The sequence below is a fragment of the Erwinia papayae genome (genome assembly GCF_058241465.1).
Map to the genome: position 1 here is coordinate 1862111 of NZ_JBZCHT010000009.1, position 18463 is coordinate 1880573.

The 18463-nt window shown below is 52.0% G+C and carries 15 protein-coding genes and 5 tRNA genes; 19 read left to right on the forward strand and 1 reads right to left on the reverse strand.

Annotation, left to right across the window (positions count from 1 at the left end; all coding sequences use genetic code 11):
- The first annotated feature begins 329 nt into the window (after positions 1-329).
- From nagB to AC3RPL_RS13660, 10 genes are all read left to right on the forward strand, one after another.
- Positions 330-1130 carry a glucosamine-6-phosphate deaminase gene (gene nagB / locus AC3RPL_RS13615; protein WP_034941667.1) on the forward strand — a complete coding sequence of 267 codons (801 nt, stop codon included), beginning with the start codon at positions 330-332 and terminating at the stop codon, positions 1128-1130.
- 52 nt (positions 1131-1182) lie between these two features.
- A complete protein-coding gene (gene nagA, locus AC3RPL_RS13620; protein WP_490740401.1) occupies positions 1183-2331 on the forward strand; it encodes an N-acetylglucosamine-6-phosphate deacetylase in 1149 nt (382 codons plus the stop codon).
- A gap of 7 nt (positions 2332-2338) precedes the next feature.
- Complete coding sequence (nagC, locus tag AC3RPL_RS13625) at positions 2339-3559, forward strand: DNA-binding transcriptional regulator NagC (protein WP_490740402.1); 1221 nt, start codon at positions 2339-2341, stop codon at positions 3557-3559.
- Positions 3560-3591: 32 nt separating this feature from the next.
- Positions 3592-4344 carry an HAD-IIA family hydrolase gene (locus tag AC3RPL_RS13630; protein ID WP_034941882.1) on the forward strand — a complete coding sequence of 251 codons (753 nt, stop codon included), beginning with the start codon at positions 3592-3594 and terminating at the stop codon, positions 4342-4344.
- Positions 4345-4623: 279 nt separating this feature from the next.
- Positions 4624-6297 carry an asparagine synthase B gene (gene asnB, locus AC3RPL_RS13635; RefSeq protein WP_490740403.1) on the forward strand — a complete coding sequence of 558 codons (1674 nt, stop codon included), beginning with the start codon at positions 4624-4626 and terminating at the stop codon, positions 6295-6297.
- A gap of 548 nt (positions 6298-6845) precedes the next feature.
- Positions 6846-6922: transfer RNA gene (locus AC3RPL_RS13640), tRNA-Met, on the forward strand.
- 8 nt (positions 6923-6930) lie between these two features.
- A tRNA-Leu gene (locus AC3RPL_RS13645) sits at positions 6931-7015 on the forward strand.
- A gap of 23 nt (positions 7016-7038) precedes the next feature.
- Positions 7039-7113 (forward strand) — tRNA-Gln (locus AC3RPL_RS13650).
- 41 nt (positions 7114-7154) lie between these two features.
- A tRNA-Met gene (locus tag AC3RPL_RS13655) sits at positions 7155-7231 on the forward strand.
- 122 nt (positions 7232-7353) lie between these two features.
- Positions 7354-7428, forward strand: a tRNA-Gln gene (locus AC3RPL_RS13660).
- 148 nt (positions 7429-7576) lie between these two features.
- Here AC3RPL_RS13660 and ubiF read toward each other — a convergent pair.
- The gene (ubiF, locus tag AC3RPL_RS13665) at positions 7577-8767 is read right to left on the reverse strand and encodes a 3-demethoxyubiquinol 3-hydroxylase (RefSeq protein WP_490740404.1); all 1191 of its coding nucleotides are present in this window, start codon (positions 8765-8767) and stop codon (positions 7577-7579) included.
- Between the two features lie 183 nt (positions 8768-8950).
- Here ubiF and miaB point away from each other — a divergent pair, with 183 nt between their 5' ends.
- The 9 genes from miaB (at position 8951) to AC3RPL_RS13710 (ending at position 18438) form a co-directional block, all read left to right on the forward strand.
- Positions 8951-10375 carry a tRNA (N6-isopentenyl adenosine(37)-C2)-methylthiotransferase MiaB gene (gene miaB / locus AC3RPL_RS13670; RefSeq protein WP_034941885.1) on the forward strand — a complete coding sequence of 475 codons (1425 nt, stop codon included), beginning with the start codon at positions 8951-8953 and terminating at the stop codon, positions 10373-10375.
- Positions 10376-10583: 208 nt separating this feature from the next.
- Complete coding sequence (locus tag AC3RPL_RS13675; protein WP_490740405.1) at positions 10584-11648, forward strand: PhoH family protein; 1065 nt, start codon at positions 10584-10586, stop codon at positions 11646-11648.
- A complete protein-coding gene (ybeY, locus tag AC3RPL_RS13680) occupies positions 11645-12118 on the forward strand; it encodes an rRNA maturation RNase YbeY (RefSeq protein ID WP_034941679.1) in 474 nt (157 codons plus the stop codon). The genes AC3RPL_RS13675 and ybeY overlap by 4 nt, the downstream gene beginning before the upstream one ends.
- An 88-nt stretch (positions 12119-12206) precedes the next feature.
- Complete coding sequence (corC, locus tag AC3RPL_RS13685) at positions 12207-13091, forward strand: CNNM family magnesium/cobalt transport protein CorC (RefSeq protein WP_490740406.1); 885 nt, start codon at positions 12207-12209, stop codon at positions 13089-13091.
- Positions 13092-13097: 6 nt separating this feature from the next.
- Positions 13098-14633, forward strand: coding sequence for an apolipoprotein N-acyltransferase (gene lnt, locus AC3RPL_RS13690; protein ID WP_490740407.1), 1536 nt, complete (start codon positions 13098-13100; stop codon positions 14631-14633).
- Positions 14634-15194: 561 nt separating this feature from the next.
- Positions 15195-16097 carry an amino acid ABC transporter substrate-binding protein gene (locus AC3RPL_RS13695; RefSeq protein WP_490740408.1) on the forward strand — a complete coding sequence of 301 codons (903 nt, stop codon included), beginning with the start codon at positions 15195-15197 and terminating at the stop codon, positions 16095-16097.
- A 197-nt stretch (positions 16098-16294) separates the two neighbouring features.
- On the forward strand, positions 16295-17035 hold the full coding sequence (locus AC3RPL_RS13700) for an amino acid ABC transporter permease (RefSeq protein WP_490740409.1): 741 nt from the start codon (positions 16295-16297) through the stop codon (positions 17033-17035).
- Complete coding sequence (gene gltK / locus AC3RPL_RS13705; protein ID WP_034941691.1) at positions 17035-17712, forward strand: glutamate/aspartate ABC transporter permease GltK; 678 nt, start codon at positions 17035-17037, stop codon at positions 17710-17712. The genes AC3RPL_RS13700 and gltK overlap by 1 nt, the downstream gene beginning before the upstream one ends.
- Positions 17713-18438 carry an amino acid ABC transporter ATP-binding protein gene (locus AC3RPL_RS13710; RefSeq protein WP_261642693.1) on the forward strand — a complete coding sequence of 242 codons (726 nt, stop codon included), beginning with the start codon at positions 17713-17715 and terminating at the stop codon, positions 18436-18438.
- The last annotated feature ends 25 nt before the right edge of the window (positions 18439-18463 follow it).

Consider the following 18463-nt stretch of genomic DNA (forward strand, 5'->3'; position numbering starts at 1 on the left):
TCCCCTTCCCCCTGTGAGCACCTGTCAAGGTACCTTCGTCGTATTGTTTCAGCGGTAAACTGTTTTCTCAGTGACATAAAATAATACGCCCGAGTGTAAAAAAAATTTAATTCGCTACGCAAATTAAAACCGCAACTAATGTGATTTAAATCACCAAAATACTGCATTTTTTTCTGCTGAAAGTGGCATTACATACCAACTTATTTTATGATTCGAAAAATCATCACGGATTTATCCCTCGCGAACAGCAGACCAGATCGTTACGCTTTAATGCTTGATTGCAGGGCTCCGCCAGACTTATTTCAAATTACGTTTAAACGAGGTCAACTATGAGACTGATTCCTCTGGCCACCCCGACACAGGTTGGGAAATGGGCCGCCCGCCATATCGTGAACCGTATCAATGCTTTCAACCCCTCCGACGAACGCCCGTTTGTTCTTGGACTGCCAACCGGCGGTACGCCACTGGAAGCTTACAAACACCTCATCGCTATGCATAAAGCAGGCCAGGTTAGTTTCCGCCACGTCGTGACCTTCAACATGGATGAGTATGTTGGCCTGCCAAAAGAACACCCCGAAAGTTACCACAGTTTTATGTACCGTAACTTTTTCGATCATGTTGATATTAAAAGTGAAAACATCAATCTTCTGAATGGTAATGCTGCCGATATTGACGCAGAATGTCGCCAGTATGAAGAGAAAATCCGCGCGTACGGAAAAATTAATCTGTTTATGGGTGGCGTGGGTAATGACGGTCACATTGCCTTTAATGAGCCAGCTTCGTCGCTGGCATCACGCACCAGAATCAAGACGCTGACGCATGATACCCGCGTGGCTAATTCGCGCTTCTTTGACGGTAATGTGGATCAGGTGCCCAGATATGCTCTGACCGTTGGCGTCGGTACGCTGCTGGATGCGGAAGAAGTGATGATTCTGGTGACCGGCCATGTGAAAGCTCAGGCATTGCAGGCCGCGGTCGAGGGCAATGTCAACCATATGTGGACCATAAGCTGTCTGCAACTGCATGCCAAATCTGTCGTGGTTTGCGACGAACCCGCCACCATGGAACTGAAAGTAAAAACCGTAAAATATTTCCGCGAAATGGAAGCGGAAAACATGAAAAATCTGTAAGTCATCAGCGCACCGTTAACCGCTCAGTAGCGGATAATGCCGGGAGAACATTATGTACGCTTTAACCAATGGCCGTATCTACACGGGTCACGAATTACTTGATAATCATGCTGTTGTCATTTCTGATGGCATGATCGACCGCGTTTGCGCACGGGACGCGCTTCCTGCCAGGGTGGCACTGCGCGATGTCAATGGTGCACTCATTGCTCCCGGCTTTATCGATTTGCAACTCAATGGCTGCGGCGGTGTGCAATTTAACGATGATCTGGCAGCAATCAGCAGTGAAACCCTGCATATCATGCAGAAAGCTAACGAAAAATCCGGCTGTACCAGCTTTCTTCCCACACTTATCACCAGCAGTGATGAAATGATCAGGCGGGCGGTTGAAGTGATGCGGGCTTATCTGGCTCAGCATACCAGTCAGGCACTGGGCCTGCATCTGGAAGGCCCATGGCTGAGCCCGCGTAAACCAGGCACACACAATCCGGCGCTCATTCGCACGCCCGAACCAGAGCTGGTTGATTTTCTTTGTGAAAACGCTGATGTCATCGCGAAAATCACCCTGGCGCCTGAACAGGTTAATGGCTCAGTTGTCCGCCAGTTACGCGACGCCGGTATTGTTATTTCCGCAGGACATTCGCACGCCACTTATGCTGAAGCACGCCAGGGTATTGCCGCTGGCGTCAGCTTCGCCACCCATTTATATAATGCCATGCCCACCATCACAGGCCGTGAACCGGGCCTGATCGGCGCGTTGTTTGATTCGCCGGATGTCTGGTGCGGAATCATTGCTGATGGTCTGCACGTCCATTATGCCAACATCCGCAATGCCAAACGCATCAAAGGTGACAGGCTGATTCTGGTCACAGATGCCACTGCCCCGGCAGGTGCAAGTATTGATCGGTTCATTTTCGCTGGAAAAACAATATACTATCGCGACGGACTCTGCGTTGACGAGAAGGGTACGCTGAGTGGTTCCGCCCTGACTATGATTGAAGCTGTGGCGAACAGTGTCGAACATGTGGGCATCGCCCTGGATGAGACGTTACGAATGGCAACGCTCTATCCGGCCCGCGCAATGGGTGTGGATGATAAATTAGGTTCGCTCGATGCTGGTAAAGTCGCTAACCTGACGGTTTTCACCCGTGACTATAAAATAATCAAGACCATCGTTAATGGTGACGAGGTCTATAGCGAGTAGATACACAATGACCACTGGCGGCCCGTCACAAATAGGAAATGTCGATTTAGTTAAGCAACTCAACAGCGCGGCCGTTTATCGGTTGATCGACCAGCAGGGGCCGATTTCGCGGATACAGATTGCCGAACACAGTCAGCTCGCTCCCGCCAGTGTCACCAAAATTACCCGCCAGCTGATTGAACGCGGCCTGATTAAAGAAGTTGATCAACAGGCCTCTACCGGTGGCCGTCGCGCCATCTCTATTGTTACCGAAACCCGTGGTTTCAATACTATCGGAGTGCGTCTTGGGCGCAGCGATGCCACCCTCACCCTTTTTGACCTCAGCGGTAAGCCCCTGGCGCAGGAGGATTACTCGCTACCGGAAGAATCACAGGAATCCCTGGAAAGCGCACTGTTCAGTGCCATTGCTGACTTTTGTGGACTGCATCAGCGCAAACTGCGCGAGCTGATAGCTATTTCAGTGATCCTTCCCGGCTTAGTGGATCCGGATAACGGCGTGATCCGCTATATGCCACATATAGAGGTCCAACACTGGCCACTGGTGGCTAATCTGCAAAAACGTTTTAACGTCACCAGTTTTGTAGGTCATGACATCCGCAGTCTGGCACTGGCTGAGCACTATTTTGGGGCGTCACGCGACTGCGCAGACTCCATTCTGGTGCGTGTCCATCGGGGAACCGGTGCCGGAATTATTGCCAACGGTCAGGTTTTCCTTGGCAGTAATGGCAACGTGGGTGAACTGGGACACATTCAGGTCGATCCACTGGGAGAACGCTGCCACTGTGGCAATTTTGGCTGTCTGGAAACCATAGCGGCAAACACCGCCATTGAAAACAGGATGCGTCATCTGTTGACCCAGGGACATCCCAGCGCGCTGACGGTAGAAAAATGCCAGATCTCGTCAATCTGTGCCGCTGCCAACCGTGGCGACGCACTGTCGGCGGAGGTCATTGAGCACGTTGGCCGCCATCTGGGTAAAGCCATCGCCATTGCCATTAATTTGTTTAATCCGCAGAAAGTGGTGATTGCCGGAGAAATTATCGAAGCCGATAAAGTTTTGCTGCCAGCCATTGAAGGCTGCATCAACACTCAGGCACTGAAAGCCTTCCGGAAAAATCTGCCGGTGGTGCGTTCAGAAATCGATCATCGTTCTGCGATTGGTGCCTTTGCACTGGTAAAACGCGCCATGCTTAACGGGATTTTATTACAACATTTACTGGAAGGTTAATGCCTGCGTTAACCCTGACGGACAGCGAAATAATGACCATTAAAAATGTGATTTGCGATATCGACGGTGTGCTGATGCATGACAACACACCGGTGCCAGGAGCAAAAGAGTTTCTGCAACGTATCATGGCGAAAGAAATGCCGCTGGTGGTGCTGACGAATTACCCTTCACAAACCGCTCCTGACCTTGCCAATCGTTTCGCTTCTGCCGGGATTGACCTGCCAGACAGTGTATTTTATACCTCAGCGATGGCGACCGCAGATTTCCTTCGTCGTCAGGAAGGAAAAAAAGCGTATGTCGTGGGTGAAGGTGCACTGATTCATGAAATGTACAAAGCCGGTTTTACCATCACCGATATTAATCCGGACTTTGTGATAGTCGGGGAAACCCGTTCCTACAACTGGGAAATGATGCACAAGGCGGCTTTTTTTGTGGCGAACGGCGCACGCTTTATTGCGACCAATCCCGATACCCATGCGCGTGGCTTTGTGCCCGCCTGCGGTGCACTTTGCGCCGGCATTGAAACGATTTCCGGCAGAAAACCTTTCTATGTTGGCAAACCCAGCCCCTGGATAATTCGCGCTGCGCTGAACAAAATGCAGGCACATTCAGAAGAGACGGTCATTGTCGGTGACAATTTACGTACCGATATTCTGGCTGGTTTCCAGGCCGGACTGGAAACTATTCTGGTGCTGTCAGGCGTTTCCACCCTCAGCGACGTTGATGCAATGCCCTTCCGCCCCAGCTGGATTTACCCTTCCGTCGCAGACATTGACATTATCTGAACCACACCCGCCAGCACGGCGGGTCGTTTCATTGTCATGTCCAGTGGTTATTTTTCACTCACTCCCGCCAGAAAATTATCGTTTATTCATTTTAAGACCGCTTTTATTGAATAAACATCAACACAGTCAGCAAGGCAACAGACTATTTTTCAGAGAAAAGCTAAATTGCTTGCATCAGCATAGCAAGATAGAGCATTTTCTTATGCATCGGGCGAAGCCTTCGCTGGTCATATTCACCTATAACCATCACCGTTAAGGGATGCTGTCAGGGAGTTAACTATGTGTTCTGTGTTTGGAGTGTTGGATCTTAAAAGCGATCCTGTTGAGCTGCGTAAGAAAGCCCTTGAGCTTTCCCGTCTGATGCGTCACCGCGGGCCGGACTGGTCCGGCGTTTATGCTGACGATCACGCGATTCTGGCTCATGAACGTTTGTCTATTGTTGACGTCAATAACGGCGCACAGCCGCTGTACAATGCCGCGCAAACCCACGTGCTGGCGGTGAACGGTGAAATCTATAACCACCAGGCTCTGCGTGCCGAACTGAGCGACCGATATCAGTTTCAGACTGAATCAGATTGTGAGGTAATTCTTGCGCTCTACCAGGAAAAAGGCGTTGATTTCCTTGATGACTTGCAGGGCATGTTTGCCTTTATCCTCTATGATGCGGTGAAAAAAACCTGGCTGATTGGTCGCGATCACATTGGCATTATCCCGCTTTATATGGGCAACGATGAACACGGTAACCTGTTTGTCGCGTCTGAAATGAAAGCGCTGGTTCCGGTGTGCAAAACGCTGAAAGAATTCCCACCGGGAAGGTATATGTCCAGCACCGACGGTGAAATTCGTCGTTACTGGCAACGTGACTGGTTCAGCTATGAAGCCGTTGAGCACAACACAACGGATGCCGCCGCGCTGAAAGATGCGCTGGAAGAATCGGTTAAAAGCCATCTGATGTCCGACGTGCCATACGGCGTGTTGCTTTCCGGTGGTCTGGACTCTTCAATTATCTCGGCGGTCACTAAAAAGTTCGCGGCCAAACGCATCGAAGATCAGGATAAAAGCGAAGCCTGGTGGCCGCAGCTCCACTCCTTTGCGGTCGGTCTGGAAGGTTCTCCCGACCTGAAAGCAGCTAAGTCCGTCGCCGATCACCTGGGGACCGTACACCACGAAATTCATTTTACGGTGCAGGAAGGTCTTGATGCGATTCGCGATGTTATCTATCACATTGAAACCTATGATGTCACCACCATCCGTGCCTCCACGCCAATGTACCTGATGTCGCGAAAAATCAAAGCGATGGGGATTAAAATGGTGTTATCTGGCGAAGGAGCGGATGAGGTTTTCGGCGGCTACCTCTACTTCCATAAAGCGCCAGATGCCCGCGAGTTTCATGAAGAGAACGTACGTAAACTGCTGGCGCTGCACATGTTTGACTGTGCCCGTGCCAACAAAGCCATGTCGGCCTGGGGGGTTGAAGCCCGCGTTCCCTTCCTTGATAAAAAATTCCTTGATGTGGCAATGCGTATCAACCCGGCGGATAAAATGTGTGGTGCTAACGGTAAGATGGAGAAGCACATTCTGCGCGAATGTTTCTCCTCTTACCTGCCGGAGAGCGTTGCATGGCGGCAGAAGGAGCAGTTTTCCGATGGCGTCGGCTACAGCTGGATCGACACGCTGAAAGAAGTTGCAGCTAAGCAGGTAAGCGACCAACAGCTACAGACCGCCCATTTCCGCTTCCCGTACAATACGCCGACCTCAAAAGAAGGCTACCTGTATCGCGATATTTTTGAACAGCTGTTCCCACTAGCCAGCGCCGCCGAGTGCGTTCCTGGTGGGCCTTCGGTCGCCTGTTCATCTGCTAAAGCCATTGAATGGGACGAAGCATTCAAAACAATGGATGACCCATCAGGACGCGCTGTTGGTGTCCATCAGTCGGCCTACGCGGTTAAATAATCTCAGTCTTTATGGGTTGCCTCAAAAAAGTGAGGTAACCCGCTTTTCCCTCTGTCCCGGCTTTTGCTACCTGACGAACAACAGGTGACGGTAAGCTGCATGACCTCTGGCACTTTCTGCGAATTCCCTTCTGTGTGTTGAAAAAACACCCAGACCGCCAGAATATTGACCTGTAATCACCAAAAGCATCTGATACAACAAAGCGACTGTTATCAGCGAAATCCTCTTTTTTCCTGATAATCCGTTAATACTGCTCATCAGAGCGCGGGCTGAACTGCGCCCTGCTGGCGATAAAAATGTTGATTTTCGCCTTTTTTCCGCCTTAATGACCAACAGTAAAAAGGCGAAGTCCACACGCGACAATCGCCGGGTTATCAACGCGGAAGTGATGAAAACACCTGATGACTGGTGGTTTAATCGCCATGCTGGTTATAAGCCAGACAAACGAATCGGTTCCGGGCAAAAACAGGAAAAAATTTGTTGACGCTTCCAGGTCAACTCCGCATAATGCGCCCCGCAACGCCGATGAAGGTTACGCGAAAAAAGATGGCTACGTAGCTCAGCTGGTTAGAGCACAGCACTCATAATGCTGGGGTCACAGGTTCGATTCCCGTCGTAGCCACCATCTTTTTTGCGGGAGTGGCGAAATTGGTAGACGCACCAGATTTAGGTTCTGGCGCCGCAAGGTGTGCGAGTTCAAGTCTCGCCTCCCGCACCATTTCCATAAACGGTTTGCAGGGATGGGGTATCGCCAAGCGGTAAGGCACCGGTTTTTGATACCGGCATTCCCTGGTTCGAATCCAGGTACCCCAGCCATTTTTTTCTCCGGAAAAAAGAATTCAAGATTTGCAAGTTCAGGCTACTTAGCTCAGCTGGTTAGAGCACAGCACTCATAATGCTGGGGTCACAGGTTCGATTCCCGTAGTAGCCACCAATTTTATTGGGGTGTCGCCAAGCGGTAAGGCACTGGTTTCTAATACCAGCATTCCGGGGTTCGAATCCCTGCACCCCAGCCATACAAAAGACGATTTGCAGTGTGAATCGCAACATGATTATTGGGGTGTCGCCAAGCGGTAAGGCTCTGGTTTCTGATACCAGCATTCCGGGGTTCGAATCCCTGCACCCCAGCCATTAAAAAAGCTCGCTACGGCGAGCTTTTTTACGTCTGAACATTAACGGTTTCCGCAACGCCGTAAGATTATGCTGCCTTGATACCGCTACGCACCATGGCACCAACCGCAGCCGCAGCCGCTCAGCGTCAGTGACTGCGACTCCCCATTCAAAACCGACTTTGCAAACCCAGGGCGTAACGTAGCGCCTGCCGCTTCAGCACGCCAGAGCGTTCAGCGACCATCAATCCCAGATTTCGTGCAATACGCACGGGAGCAACGGCGTTGCTGAAGGTGAAATAGAACAGATCCATCCCGTTTTGCATCAGCAGATTATCCTGCAGCCGTTGACGCTGATAGCGTCTCAACACCTCTTTTGCCGCCCAGTCCTCCGCCTTTTCCCTTGCTGACGTCAGTGTGGCGATCAATGCATCCACATCACGGTAGCCCAGATTAACCCCCTGACCCGCCAGAGGGTTAATGGTGTGAGCAGCATCGCCCACCAAAGCCAGTCCGGGTAGCACATAGCGCGAGGCATGGCGGCGAACCAGCGGAAAAGCCCCCGCCGCCACCGGAGTAAGATTTCCTGCCCGGGAAGGAAAATGTGTCGCAATCTCCTGCTGTAGCCGGCCCATATCCATTGCCTGAAGCTGACGAATGCGAGCCGGGTTGTCGTACCACACCAGCGACGCCCAGCGTCCGGATAGCGGTAAAAAAGCCCGCGGGCCGTCAGGCGTAAACTGTTGCCAGGTGCAGTCGCCCGAATCCTCTTCGCCCCGGGCAGTAATCAGCATGCAGGACTGCGCATACTGCCAGCCGCGAATGCCAATACCCGCCAGCTGGCGAACCTGCGAGTTAGCACCATCCGCCCCGACTACCAGGCGAGCCTGAAAAATTTCGCCGCTCTTCAGGGTTAACCGCCAGCCACCGTCAACCGACTGCAATGCCTTCAGGCTGGCGGGTGAGATGAGGCTGACACCCTGCTGTTCAAGCCGTTGCAACAACGCCAGTTGTAATACGCTGTTTTCCACCATATAGCCCAGCTCGGGCAGCCCCAGCGATTGCGCATCAAATCCTACCTTCGCACTTTCCCATTCCCAGGTTTCCAGTCTGCGATAAGGCGCACAGCGCATTGCCTGCACCTGCGGCCAGACTTGCAGACGTTTGAGTAAATCCACCGAGGCGGCGCCCACCGCAGAAATTCTCACATCCGGCTGACTTGCCGCATCAAAGTCTGCCGGCCGCTGTTGTTCGAGTACCGCCACGCTGAATCCTTGCGCGGATAATCCGCTAGCCAACGCTGCGCCCACCATGCCGCCGCCCACCACGACAACATCCCAACTCATTGTTGTTTCAGTCATTATTTTCCCGTTTTATCAACATCCGGCGGCAATGCGCCTGCACTGGCCAGAGCGCAGCCCGATCCCAATAGTGTACCGGATTTTTGCAGGAGAGTTAGAAAAGCCCGGTATGCTGGTCACAACCGCAGCAAAGCATTACAATACGCGCCCTGCACCCACTTCTGCATGATTAATGGCAACCAGATGACCAAAAAACTGCATATTAAAACCTGGGGCTGTCAGATGAATGAGTACGATTCATCGAAGATGGCCGACCTGTTAAACAGCACCCACGGTTTCACCCTGACCGATGTGGCAGAAGAGGCCGACGTGCTGCTGCTTAACACCTGCTCTATCCGTGAAAAGGCGCAGGAGAAAGTTTTCCATCAGTTAGGCCGCTGGAGAACGCTCAAACAATCCAATCCGGATGTCATTATCGGCGTGGGGGGCTGTGTGGCCTCGCAGGAAGGCGATCATATTCGTCAGCGGGCTAACTTTGTCGATATTGTTTTTGGTCCGCAGACATTGCACCGCCTGCCAGAGATGATTAACACCGTGCGTGGTTCGAAAAGCCCGGTGGTAGATATCAGCTTCCCTGAAATTGAGAAATTTGACCGCCTGCCGGAACCCCGGGCAGATGGCCCTTCTGCCTTCGTCTCGATTATGGAAGGCTGTAACAAATACTGTACTTTCTGCGTGGTGCCTTATACCCGCGGTGAGGAAGTCAGCCGTCCATGTGACGATATTTTGTTTGAGATAGCCCAACTGGCGGAACAGGGTGTGCGTGAGGTCAACCTGTTGGGGCAAAACGTCAATGCTTATCGCGGCGAAGACTATAACGGTGAGATTTGCACTTTTGCCGAACTTCTGCGGCTGGTGGCGGCGATTGATGGTATCGATCGTATCCGTTTCACCACCAGCCACCCCATTGAATTCACTGATGATATTATCGACGTCTATCGCGATACGCCGGAGCTGGTCAGTTTTCTCCATCTGCCGGTACAAAGCGGTGCAGACCGCATACTCACGCTGATGAAACGCGCTCACACCGCGCTGGAATATAAAGCCATCATTCGAAAAGTGGTCGCCGCGCGTCCAAATATTCAGATCAGTTCAGACTTTATTATTGGTTTTCCTGGTGAAACGCAGCAGGATTTCGAACAAACCATGAAGTTAATTGGCGATGTCAATTTCGATACCAGCTACAGCTTTATCTATTCTGCCCGTCCGGGTACGCCGGCAGCCGACCTGCCGGATGACGTGCCGGAAGAAGAGAAAAAGCAGCGCCTGTGGATCCTGCAAGACAGGATCAACCAACAGGCCATGGCATGGAGCCGACGTATGCTTGGCAGCGTCCAGCGCATTCTGGTTGAAGGAACCTCACGGAAAAATGTCATGGAGCTGTCCGGACGTACCGAAAATAACCGCGTGGTCAACTTCGAAGGTACGCCTGAGATGATCGGTAAATTCGTTGATGTGGAAATCGTCGACGTTTATACCAACTCGTTGCGCGGAAAAGTGATTCGCACCGAAGAGCAAATGGGCCTGCGAGTGAGTGAAACGCCCGCCTCGGTGATTGCCCGAACGCGCAGGGAAAACGAACTGGGCGTGGGTACTTTCCAGCCCTGATAAGCTATTTTGCGGCGGATCTCGCAGGTCCGTCGCTGCAATTCAGCAAACGCCCCTTGCTTTGTCGGGAGCGCGCCCAAATATTCTTTCCCGTGCTTGCGCATTAGCGTGCCGCCATAAATAATTTCCCTGTGTTGCCTTACCCACGTGGTGATGTAAGCCCATGATAAAACTCTCAACCTGGCCCTGAGCGACCCAAAGGATTAGTTTGAATACTGAAATACGCGAAATCACCTTAGATCCTGCTGATAATCAGCGCCTGCTGAGCCTGTGTGGCCCATTTGACGACAATATCAAGCAGCTGGAACGCCGGTTAGGCATTGAGATAAACCGCCGTGACAATGCCTTTAAACTGGTTGGCAAGGCGCTGATTATTGATGCAGCGGCCAATATCCTTCGTGATCTGTATGTCGATACTGCGCCTTTGCGCGGCCACATTGCTGATATTGACCCTGAACAGATCCACCTGGCCATCAAAGAGAGCCGGGTGCTGGAGCAGTCGGCAGAGAGCGTTCCCGAATATGGTAAAGCGATAAATATTAAGACTAAACGCGGGGTGATCAAACCGCGTACGCCTAACCAGGCCCAATACGTTGCCAATATTCTCGACCATGACATCACTTTTGGTATCGGTCCGGCAGGGACCGGGAAAACGTATCTGGCTGTCGCTGCTGCGGTAGATGCGCTGGAACGTCAGGAGGTTCGACGTATCCTGTTAACCCGCCCCGCCGTTGAAGCCGGTGAAAAACTCGGTTTCCTGCCGGGCGACCTCAGCCAGAAAGTCGACCCCTATCTGCGGCCTTTATATGACGCACTGTTTGAGATGCTGGGTTTTGAACGGGTGGAAAAGCTGATTGAGCGCAATGTGATAGAAGTTGCGCCACTGGCCTATATGCGTGGTCGTACTCTTAACGACGCATTTATTATCCTTGATGAAAGCCAGAACACCACCATCGAACAGATGAAAATGTTCCTGACCCGTATTGGCTTCAATTCTAAAGCGGTTATCACCGGGGACGTCACCCAGATTGATCTGCCGCGCAACCTGAAATCGGGTCTGCGCCATGCCATCGAAGTTCTCTCTGACGTCGATGAATTAAGCTTTAACTTCTTTCACAGCGAAGATGTGGTGCGTCATCCGGTCGTTGCGCGTGTGGTCATTGCTTATGAAGCCTGGGAAGCCGCCGATGAGAAACGCCGCGCAGCCGCAGCGGAAGAGCGCAAACGTGAGGCACTGGCGCTGCAAAAGTCTGCCTCGCAGGAGTCTGAATGAGTAACGTAATTTTAGATTTACAACTGGCCTGTGAGCAGCCGGAAGGATTGCCGACAGAATCCGAATTTCTCCGCTGGCTGGAGGCAGTGCTGCCTCAGTTTCAGGCCGAGAGTGAAGTGACCATTCGTGTGGTGGACGAAGCTGAAAGCCATCAGCTAAACCACACTTATCGTGGCAAGGATAAACCTACCAACGTGCTCTCTTTTCCCTTCGAAGCCCCACCGGGTATAGAGCTGGCGCTGCTTGGCGATTTGGTTATCTGCCGTCAGGTAGTTGAGCAGGAAGCGCTCGAGCAGGAGAAGCCCTTGCTGGCCCACTGGGCACATATGGTCGTTCACGGTAGCCTGCATTTGCTGGGGTATGACCATATCGAAGATGATGAGGCTGAGGAAATGGAATCCATTGAGACGGAGATAATGCTTGCTCTTGGTTATAACGATCCGTACATTTCGGAGAAAGCGTTGCCCTGAGCAGCCTGACGCCCTGCAATCATCCCTCCCTGCCTGCGGGCAGGATGGAAACCTTCAATCACGATAAGAGTGACAAAACAAAAACGCCATGAGCGATGACCATTCACAGAACAACGACACTCCCGGTAGTAAAAAGGGATTTTTTACCCTTATCCTTAACCAGTTGTTTCACGGCGAACCCAAAAACCGTGATGACCTGCTGGAGCTGATCCGCGATTCCGAACAAAAAGACCTGATTGATCCGGATACCCGGGACATGCTTGAAGGGGTGATGGTGATGGATATTGCTGAACAGCGTGTGCGCGACATTATGATCCCACGCTCGCAGATGATTACCCTGAAGCGCAATCAGACGCTGGAAGAGTGTCTTGGCACCATCATTGAGTCTGCACATTCCCGATTCCCGGTGATCAGTGAAGACAAAGACCACGTTGAAGGCATTCTGATGGCAAAAGATTTGCTGCCATTCATGAGTAGCGGGTCAACCCCCTTCAGTATTGAAAAAGTGTTGCGCCCTGCGGTCGTGGTGCCGGAAAGTAAACGTGTTGATCGGATGCTGAAAGAGTTCCGTTCTCAGCGTTACCACATGGCGATTGTGATTGATGAATTTGGCGGTGTGTCCGGACTGGTCACTATCGAGGATATTCTTGAGCTGATCGTCGGTGAAATTGAAGACGAGTACGATGATGAAGAAGATCGTGATATTCGTCAGCTGAGCCGTCATACCTATACCATTCGTGCGCTCACGCCCATTGAAGATTTTAATGACGTATTCGACACCCATTTCAGTGACGAAGAAGTGGATACCATCGGTGGTCTGGTGATGCAGGCATTTGGCCATCTCCCTGCACGTGGGGAAAGTATTGTGATCGACGGCTATCAGTTTAAAGTTGCAATGTCTGACAGCCGCAGAATCATACAGGTCCACGTCCGGATCCCGGAAAACTCGCCGCAACCGATTTTGGAAGAATAATCCCCGATGGCTATCGCCTCAATATACCAGCGCCAGTGGGTCCGCCTGCTGTCAGCGCTGTTGACCGGTGCCGCTGGCACGCTTGCATTTTCCCCTTACGACTTCTGGCCAGCCGCCCTGATTTCACTTTTTGGCCTGCTGGCGCTGACACTTGATCGCACCACCCGACAGGCTACCGCCATTGGCTTTGTTTGGGGTTTTGGTCTGTTTGGCAGCGGCGTCAACTGGGTGTATGTCAGTATTGCCACCTTTGGCGGTATGCCTGGCCCGGTTAACGTGTTTCTGGTGGTATTGCTTGCCGCGTGGCTGTCACTGTTTCCCATGCTGTTCGCCGCGCTGCTGAACCGTCTTTTCCCGCGAACCTCGCTGCTGCGTCTGGTCGTTGCTGCACCCGCACTCTGGCAAATTACCGAGTTTCTGCGCGGCTGGGTACTGACGGGGTTTCCGTGGTTGCAGTTTGGCTACAGCCAGATTGATGGTCCGCTGAAAGGCTTTGGACCGCTCACCGGCGTTGAAGGGATCACCTTTGTGCTGGTGATGGTGGCCGGTCTGGCGGTCTTTGCGGCGGTAAAACGTCACTGGATAACCGCTGTCGCTGCGCTGGCATTGCTGCTGTTACCGTGGCCACTGCGACAAATTAGTTGGTATCAGACTCAGCCAGAGCGCAAAGTTAACGTCGCGCTGGTTCAGGGAAATATTCCGCAGTCGATGAAATGGGATCCGAACCAGCTGCTCAATACGCTGCGGACCTACACCTCTCTCAGTCGTCCCTGGTTGGGTAAAGCGCCACTGATCATCTGGCCGGAGTCAGCCATTCCGGATCTGGAAACCAATCAGCAGCCGTTTTTACAATCAATCGATCAGGCACTGCGCAACAGCGGCAGCAGCCTGGTCACCGGCATTGTTGACTCCCGCCTGCAGAATAACCGCTATCACGACTACAACTCGATTATTGTACTGGGTGGCGACAAACCCTACGACTACAACAGCGGTGACCGTTACCAGAAAAACCATCTGGTGCCATTTGGTGAATTTGTGCCGCTGGAAACGTTGCTAAGGCCACTAGCGCCCTTCTTTGACTTGCCCATGTCCTCATTCAGTCGTGGCGCCTACGTTCAGCCTCAGCTGAAAGTCGCAGGCTACAATCTGACCGCAGCAATCTGCTATGAAATCGTGCTGGGACAGCAGGTCAGAGATAATTTTCGTCCGGACACTGACTTTTTGCTGACCATTTCTAACGATGCCTGGTTCGGTCATTCCATCGGGCCGTGGCAACATTTTCAGATGGCGCGCATGAGGGCACTGGAGCTCGGCCGACCGCTGCTGCGTGATACCAATAATGGCGTCACGGCGGTGATTAACGCCGATGGCAATGCCGATGAGATGATCCCCCAGTTCAAATCTGGCGTGCTGGCAACCCATGTCGTGCCCACTCAGGGCCTGACACCTTATGCACGTTTCGGCAACTGGCCGGTGTGGATAATCACGTTGCTGTTTAGCCTGCTCGCACTGATCCGCAGCAAATACAGGCGTCACCCTTAGTTCTGCTTAAACGCCGGATTTATAAAAATCCGGCGCTGCTTTGCTCCCTGACATCCTGCCACGCAGAATTAAGACCAGGCTGACCTGGTGCCAGGCTCCTGTCTTTAAAATAACCTTCCGCAAAGAGATGATTTTGACGCTCTGCCCTGCACCGGTGGAGTAAAACAACCCTGCCCCGTATGAAAGCGGACAGATAACCTCCTGTCGATGCTGCACCTTTCCAATGCAACAAAAAATGTTTCACCTGCAAACATTCTGGCATGTTTGTTGCAAAAATTTACACCGAAAATTGCGTAGCTGCTCGTACCTGGGCATCGACAACGCAGATATGCACTATTACCGGGCGATATCAGCACTCATTGGGTGCAATTACTGGATTGATGACCTTATTTGGTGCGGCGCAGTTCGCAAAAAAGAAACATTATTGTTTCATTATATTAACATTCAGCTATGTTAAAGCTCTGCACACCCTGGCGTGCGAGAACAGTAAAGAGCAGATCTGGCAATCATTTACACACCACCACGGGCGCACCGTTGAGCGCGCAGTTTAAGGAGTCACAGATGAAATTACGGAAACTGGGGTTATGCCTGACGCTGGCAGGACTGGTATCAGGTATGGCTCATGCAGAAGACGCGGCACAGCCCGGTACTCTGGATAAAATCGCCAAAAACGGGGTGATTGTGGTAGGACATCGTGAATCCTCTGTCCCTTTCTCTTATTACGATAATCAGCAACAGGTTGTCGGCTACTCGCAGGATTATTCCAGCGCTATTGTGGCGGCCATCAAAGCAAAGCTCAATAAGCCGGATTTGCAGGTAAAAATGCTGCCGATCACCTCGCAGAACCGCATCCCGCTGCTGCAAAACGGGACTTACGATTTCGAATGTGGTTCCACGACAAATAACGTTGAGCGTCAGAAACAGGCCGCCTTCTCGGATACTATTTTTGTTATCGGCACACGGTTGCTGGTCAAAAAAGGCACCCCGGTTAAAGATTTCCCGGACCTGCAAGGTAAAACCGTGGTGGTCACGTCAGGCACCACGTCCGAAATTCTGCTGAACAAGCTGAACGACGAGAAGAAAATGGGTATGCGCATTATCAGCGCTAAAGATCATGGAGACTCTTTCCGTACGCTGGAAAGCGGCCGCGCTGTCGCCTTTATGATGGATGATGCGCTGCTGGCAGGCGAACGGGCAAAAGCGAAAAAGCCTGATAACTGGGAAATTGTCGGCACGCCACAGTCAAAAGAAGCCTATGGTTGTATGTTGCGCAAAGGCGACGACAGCTTTAAACAGCTGATGGATGAGACCATCGCGAAGGCACAAACTTCAGGTCAGGCGGAAAAATGGTTCGCCAAATGGTTCAGCCAGCCGATTCCCCCCAAAAACCTCAACATGAATTTCGCCCTGTCTGACGATATGAAAGCAACGTTCAAAACGCCAAACGACAAGGCACTTAACTAATAACGACAATAAGGGCAGCCGAGGCTGCCCGGTGATTGTTCAAAAAAGGCGAGGACAGACAGCGGCCTGAGAGTCGGACGCGATGCGTACAATTCTCAGCTGAAAGCGTGATGTGGCCGTTCCCCATGACATGCGACACAAGCCTTCCAGCAATCTTCAGGGTAGCCAAGCTACCCTTTTTTCTACCGGAGTGATTTATGTCAACAGACTGGAACTGGGGAATTTTTCTGCAACAGGCTCCTTTCGGTAATACCACGTATCTTGGATGGCTGTGGTCCGGCTTCCAGGTCACCATCGCCGTTTCCCTCTGCGCATGGATTATTGCTTTCCTGGTCGGCTCACTGCTGGGTATTTTACGCACCGTTCCAAACCGGGCGCTTGCGACTGTCGGCACCTGTTATGTGGAGCTGTTCCGTAATATCCCATTGATAGTACAGTTCTTTATCTGGTATCTGGTGGTGCCGGAACTGTTGCCCGAATCCACCGGCAGCTGGTTCAAGTCAGAGCTGGATCCCAATATTCAGTTCTTCAGCTGCTCGGTCATTTGCCTGGGGCTGTTTACTGCTGCCCGCGTCTGTGAGCAGGTACGTGCAGCCATCCAGTCACTGCCGCGTGGGCAAAAAAACGCTGGTCTGGCGATGGGGCTGACGTTAGCTCAGACCTATCGTTATGTGTTGTTACCTAACGCTTACCGGGTCATTATTCCGCCGCTGACTTCTGAAATGCTCAACCTGGTTAAAAACTCTGCCATTGCCTCCACTATCGGGCTGGTAGATATGGCGGCTCAGGCTGGTAAGCTGTTGGACTATTCCGCGCATGCCTATGAATCTTTCACTGCCATCACCCTGGCCTACATCGCCATTAATATGGTGATTATGCTGTTGATGAGCCTGGTAGAGCGAAAAGTTCGCCTGCCCGGCAGCATGGGAGGCAAATAATGCACGAATTTGACTGGAGCACGATTGTACCCAACCTGCCGTGGCTGCTGAATGGCATGGTCGTGACGCTAAAAATTACTCTGACCGCGGTCGTTTTCGGCATTCTCTGGGGAACCCTGCTGGCCGTAATGCGTCTGTCGGCATTCAAACCCATCAGCTGGTTCGCCAGACTGTATGTCAACCTGTTCCGCTCCGTGCCGTTGGTGATGGTCCTGTTATGGTTTTATCTGGTGGTGCCTGGCTTTCTGCAACAGGTGCTGGGGCTGTCGCCGAAAACCGATATCCGTCTGATTTCGGCCATGGTGGCGTTCTCACTGTTTGAGGCGGCTTACTATTCAGAAATTATTCGTGCGGGGATTTTGAGTATTGCCCGTGGTCAGGGCAATGCCGCTCTGGCGCTGGGGATGACGCACTGGCAATCGATGCAGTTGATTATTTTACCGCAGGCTTTCCGCGCAATGGTGCCGCTGTTGCTCACTCAGGGGATCGTTCTCTTCCAGGATACATCGCTGGTTTACGTACTCAGCCTGGCTGACTTTTTCCGCACCGCCGACACCATCGGCATCAACAATGGCACCGAGATTGAGATGGTGCTGTTTGCCGGCGCAGTCTATTTCGTCATCAGCCTTAGCGCGTCGCTGCTGGTCGGCTATTTAAAGAAAAAAAGGACAGTGTAAATGATTACCCTGAAAAATGTTTCCAAGTGGTATGGTCACTTCCAGGTGCTGACCGACTGCTCAACCTCCGTGGAAAAAGGCGAAGTGGTCGTGGTGTGTGGGCCTTCCGGTTCGGGTAAATCAACGTTAATCAAAACCGTTAACGGCCTCGAACCCATCCAGCAAGGCATTATCGAGGTCAACGGCACGGCGGTAAGCGCCAGGCAGACCGACCTGGCTAAACTGCGTTCCAGAGTCGGAATGGTGTTTCAGCACTTTGAGCTGTTTCCGCACCTGACCATTATTGAAAACCTGACGCTGGCACAAGTTAAAGTGCTGAAACGGAATAAAGAAGAAGCCAGGCAGAAAGGGCTGAAGCTGCTGGCGCGCGTGGGCCTCTCTGCCCATGCCGATAAACATCCCGGTCAGCTTTCCGGGGGACAACAGCAGCGCGTCGCCATCGCCCGCGCCTTGTGCATGGACCCCGTAGCCATGCTGTTCGATGAGCCTACGTCAGCACTGGATCCTGAAATGATCAACGAAGTGCTGGATGTCATGGTTGAGCTGGCTAACGAAGGAATGACCATGATGGTGGTCACCCATGAGATGGGCTTTGCCCGAAAAGTGGCTAACCGGGTTATCTTTATGGATGAAGGAAAAATTATTGAAGATTCGGCCAAAGATGACTTCTTCAGTCATCCGCAATCTGAACGTGCCAAAGACTTTCTCGCCAAAATCCTGCACTAAACCCAACGGACAGGGCGACGGTTCG

Bases quoted from the DNA above. Each gene is read 5' to 3' on its own strand.
- AC3RPL_RS13700 (WP_490740409.1), top strand. From the start codon at position 16,295: ATGTCAACAGACTGGAACTGGGGAATTTTTCTGCAACAGGCTCCTTTC.
- asnB (WP_490740403.1), top strand. From the start codon at position 4,624: ATGTGTTCTGTGTTTGGAGTGTTGGATCTTAAAAGCGATCCTGTTGAG.
- ybeY (WP_034941679.1), top strand. From the start codon at position 11,645: ATGAGTAACGTAATTTTAGATTTACAACTGGCCTGTGAGCAGCCGGAA.
- AC3RPL_RS13630 (WP_034941882.1), top strand. From the start codon at position 3,592: ATGACCATTAAAAATGTGATTTGCGATATCGACGGTGTGCTGATGCAT.
- AC3RPL_RS13695 (WP_490740408.1), top strand. From the start codon at position 15,195: ATGAAATTACGGAAACTGGGGTTATGCCTGACGCTGGCAGGACTGGTA.
- miaB (WP_034941885.1), top strand. From the start codon at position 8,951: ATGACCAAAAAACTGCATATTAAAACCTGGGGCTGTCAGATGAATGAG.
- corC (WP_490740406.1), top strand. From the start codon at position 12,207: ATGAGCGATGACCATTCACAGAACAACGACACTCCCGGTAGTAAAAAG.
- nagA (WP_490740401.1), top strand. From the start codon at position 1,183: ATGTACGCTTTAACCAATGGCCGTATCTACACGGGTCACGAATTACTT.
- ubiF (WP_490740404.1), bottom strand. From the start codon at position 8,767: ATGACTGAAACAACAATGAGTTGGGATGTTGTCGTGGTGGGCGGCGGC.
- nagB (WP_034941667.1), top strand. From the start codon at position 330: ATGAGACTGATTCCTCTGGCCACCCCGACACAGGTTGGGAAATGGGCC.
- nagC (WP_490740402.1), top strand. From the start codon at position 2,339: ATGACCACTGGCGGCCCGTCACAAATAGGAAATGTCGATTTAGTTAAG.
- lnt (WP_490740407.1), top strand. From the start codon at position 13,098: ATGGCTATCGCCTCAATATACCAGCGCCAGTGGGTCCGCCTGCTGTCA.
- gltK (WP_034941691.1), top strand. From the start codon at position 17,035: ATGCACGAATTTGACTGGAGCACGATTGTACCCAACCTGCCGTGGCTG.
- AC3RPL_RS13710 (WP_261642693.1), top strand. From the start codon at position 17,713: ATGATTACCCTGAAAAATGTTTCCAAGTGGTATGGTCACTTCCAGGTG.